Below are 3,723 nucleotides of genomic sequence, written 5' to 3'. Positions count from 1 at the left end.
CCTCCGGGGCGCCACGTAACCGGCCCTAACCTAATGAGGTAATCCATGTCTGGCATCCCAGCGGCGTTGCTGAACAGTCTCGATATCGGGCTGCTGCTATTCATCATCGCAGTGGGTCTGAATATCGTGTTCGGTGTTCTGAACATCATCAACTTTGCCCACGGGGCTCTCTACATGCTGGGAGCCTACCTGGCGTTCACCCTGATCAACCTTGTGGGGATGCCCTTCTGGGCAGCCCTGTTACTGGCACCGATCGGTGTGGCCATCCTGGCCGTCATCATCGATCGGGTGCTGTTGCGATTCATCTACAGCCGGGACGTGGCGGACAGCCTGCTGCTGACCTTCGCGATCCTGCTGATTATCAACGAGAGTGTCCGCACCATCTGGGGTAGCGGCATCCAGGTGGTCCAGCCGCCGCAGTTGCTGTCCGGCTCGGTGCAGCTGCTGGGCAGTTCCGTGGCCACTTACAGCCTGTTCGTGATTGTCATCGGCCTGCTGTTGCTGGCGGGGCTGTGGTATCTGTTCAACCGGACCCGCGTGGGTCGCATCATGCGCGCCGCGGCACTGGACCGGGACATGGCCGAAGCCCTGTGCATCAACACCCGCATGGTGGTCACCGGCGTGTTTGCCTTCGGTGCCTGGCTGGCCGCTGTTGGTGGCGTGGTGGCAGCGCCGATGCGGGCCCTGGACCCGGGCATGGGTGACAAGATCATCATCGAGTCCTTCATTGTGGTGGTTATCGGCGGTCTGGGCAGCTTCCCGGGTGCACTGCTCGGTGCCATCATCCTCGGCCTGATTCACGGCTTTGGCGGCCGCTATCTGCCGGAAGTGAACCTGTTGCTGCCGTTCCTTGGCATGGCGCTGGTTCTGTTGTTCAAGCCTAACGGCATCATGGGCAAAGGGGCGACCGCATGAAGACCAAGATTCTGATGGGCCTTCTGGCCTTGGTGATTGCGGGGCTGATTGCGGTGCCCTGGATTGCCTCCTACTTCTATATCTTTATCCTCACCGAGATCCTGATCCTTGGCCTGTTCGCGGCCAGCTTCAACCTGATCTTCGGTTACACCGGCATGCTCAGTTTTGGCCACGCGGCCTTCTTTGGCATCGGTTCCTACGCCACGGCGCTGGTGTTGATCCACCTGGAGTGGCCATTCCTGGCCTGTCTGCTGGTGTCCATGGGTGCGTCGGCGCTGCTGGCCCTGGTGATCGGCTTCCTCAGCGTCCGCCTCAACGAGGTCTATTTCGCCATGCTCACCCTGGCGTTCGGCATGATGGTGTTCGCCATCGCCTACCAGTGGCGCTCCGTGACCAACGGCAGTGACGGCCTGGCCGGTTTCACCCTGGGCTCCTTCGGGCTCGGCCTGGACCTGACCCTGGGTAACCCGGCAGTCTACTATCATGTGGTGCTGGCCATCGTCGCCATTGCCGCGGTGGTGCTGTACCTGATCTGCCGCAGTTCCTTCGGCATGATCCTCAAGGCGATCCGCCAGAACCCGGAGCGGGTGTCCTTCGCCGGTCTGAACGTGCGTACCTACCGCCTGGTGGCGTTTGTCATCGCGGGCTCCTTTGCAGGCCTCGCCGGTGGCCTGATTGCCCCGTTCCTGCGGGTGGCCAGTCCGGAGCTGCTGCACTGGTCCATGTCGGCTGAACCGGTTCTGATGGCCATTCTCGGTGGCACCGGTTATTTCCTGGGACCGTTCGTCGGCTCTGCGGTGTTCGTGCTGCTGGAAACCTGGATCACCAGCTACACCGAGTCCTGGATGCTGGTTCTGGGCATCATTCTGGCGATGATGGTGATTTTCTTCCGCAAAGGTCTGCTGGGTACTGCCCTTGACTGGTGGATGGAGGTGAAGAAATGAGCAAGCCAATCCTGACCATAGACAACCTCACCAAGCGTTTTGGTGGTGTCCACGCAGTCAACGGCATCAACCTGGAAGTGATGCCCAAGGAAACCATCGCCATCATCGGTCCCAACGGTGCCGGCAAGACCACCTTCTACAACATGGTGTCCGGGCGGATGTTGCCGACCGAGGGCAAGATCATGCTCGACGGACAGGACATCACCGGCCTGCCGCCCCACAAGATCAGCCGGCTGGGGGTGTCCCGTTCGTTCCAGATCAACAACATCTTCCCCGAGATGACGGTGCAGGAGAACGTGGAAGTGGTGCTGTCGGCCTACCATGGCCACAGCCGCAAGCTGTTCAACATTGCCTCCCGCAATACCGGCATCCAGCAGGAAGCCGTGGAGTATCTGAAACGGCTGGGCATTGACGGTCTCAAGGACCAGCGGGCCGAAGTCATCAGTTACGGTGACAAGCGCTTGCTGGAAATTGCCATGGTGCTGGCAACACAGCCCAAGCTGGTGTTGCTGGACGAGCCCACTGCCGGCATGACCCCGGACGAGACCCGCCGTACCACCAAACTGGTCAAGAGCCTGGCGGACAGTGGCGATTACACCTTCCTGATCACCGAGCATGATATGGACGTGGTGTTCAATCTTGCCGACCGCATCCTGGTCATGCATCGCGGCGAAAAACTGTTTGCTGGCACTCCGGAGGAAGTGAAGAACCATCCGGAGGTTCGTGTCGCCTACCTGGGTGAGGAAGACGAGGAAGCGGTCGAGGAGGCCAACCCATGATTCTTGATGTTCGCAATATCCAGACCTTCTACGGCGAGAGCCAGGCGCTCCAGGGTGTGACGCTGCAACTGGACGAGGGCGAGACCGTCTGTATCCTGGGCCGGAACGGTGCCGGCAAGAGTACGACCCTGAAAAGCATCATGGGCCTGACGCCACCGAGATCCGGAGAAGTGATTTTTGACGGCAAACCGATCCATGGTCGGCCAGCCCATCAGATTGCCCGGGCCGGTATCGGTTACGTGCCGGAGGACCGGCGGATTTTCCCGGGCTTGACGGTGCGGGAGAACCTGGAGGTGGCTTCCTACCAGCGCAAGGGCAGTGCCGCACGCTGGACCGTGGATGGCATCCTCGAGAAGTACGAGATGCTGGGGGAACGGGCAGACCAGGACGGCGCCACGCTCTCCGGTGGCCAGCAGCAGATGCTGGCGGTGGCCCGATCCCTGATGATCCAGCCACGGCTGTTGTTGCTGGATGAGCCCAACGAAGGGCTGGCTCCGGTCATTGTGCAGCAGATCGGCGAGCTGATCGACGATCTCAGCAAGACCACCACCATTCTGTTTACTGACCAGAGCGTGCGGTTCGCCCTCAAGCATGCCCGCAGGGCGTACATCCTGGAAAAAGGTCAGGTAGTGCACGAAGCGCCCAGCGATCAGTTGCGCAAGGATCAGGCAACCCAGGACCGGTTCCTGTCGGTGGCGTGATCTGACTTATAATCCCCGCCGCAGGAGCAGACAGGCGTGGTACCAATGATTGAAAACTACGAGGCATTTCGCAACGAGTTGAGCATGTCCAAGGAGGACGTGGTCCGCGAGGTTTATCGTCAGAACAAGGACAGGATCAGCATCAAGAAGGAGGCGACGGCGGTCAAGAACCTGATCCGCATCATCGAATCGACGCTGAGACTGGCGAACTCCAAGGGCTTCCATGCCATGACCCTGAGGGATCTGTGTTCGGACTCGGGCATGAGTATGGGCGGCCTTTATGCCTACATTCGCAACAAAGATGACCTGATCCACCTGATCCAGAGCCACGGCTTCACCATCACCCGCCGCGCCCTGTTGCATTACACTGGCGAGGTGGATGAC

5 protein-coding genes are annotated in these 3,723 nt (G+C 60.2%); all 5 read left to right on the top strand.

What is annotated here, in order from left to right:
• Window positions 1-45 precede the first annotated feature (45 nt).
• Window positions 46-915, top strand: a complete 870-nt coding sequence (locus ACESMW_RS18700) for a branched-chain amino acid ABC transporter permease (protein WP_372988471.1) — start codon at window positions 46-48, stop codon at window positions 913-915.
• A complete protein-coding gene (locus ACESMW_RS18695; protein WP_372988470.1) occupies window positions 912-1,859 on the top strand; it encodes a branched-chain amino acid ABC transporter permease in 948 nt (315 codons plus the stop codon). Before ACESMW_RS18700 ends, ACESMW_RS18695 begins: the two co-directional genes overlap by 4 nt.
• Complete coding sequence (locus tag ACESMW_RS18690) at window positions 1,856-2,638, top strand: ABC transporter ATP-binding protein (protein WP_372988469.1); 783 nt, start codon at window positions 1,856-1,858, stop codon at window positions 2,636-2,638. Before ACESMW_RS18695 ends, ACESMW_RS18690 begins: the two co-directional genes overlap by 4 nt.
• Window positions 2,635-3,339, top strand: coding sequence for an ABC transporter ATP-binding protein (locus ACESMW_RS18685; protein WP_372988468.1), 705 nt, complete (start codon window positions 2,635-2,637; stop codon window positions 3,337-3,339). The genes ACESMW_RS18690 and ACESMW_RS18685 overlap by 4 nt, the downstream gene beginning before the upstream one ends.
• A 45-nt stretch (window positions 3,340-3,384) precedes the next feature.
• Window positions 3,385-3,723, top strand: a 339-nt coding sequence (locus ACESMW_RS18680) for a TetR/AcrR family transcriptional regulator (protein WP_372988467.1), incomplete at its 3' end; no start/stop codon positions are given.

Source organism: Marinobacter sp., assembly GCF_041690455.1.
GTDB lineage: Bacteria > Pseudomonadota > Gammaproteobacteria > Pseudomonadales > Oleiphilaceae > Marinobacter.
Note: the sequence above shows the minus strand (reverse complement) of the source record. Positions and strands in the feature narration are given on the sequence as shown.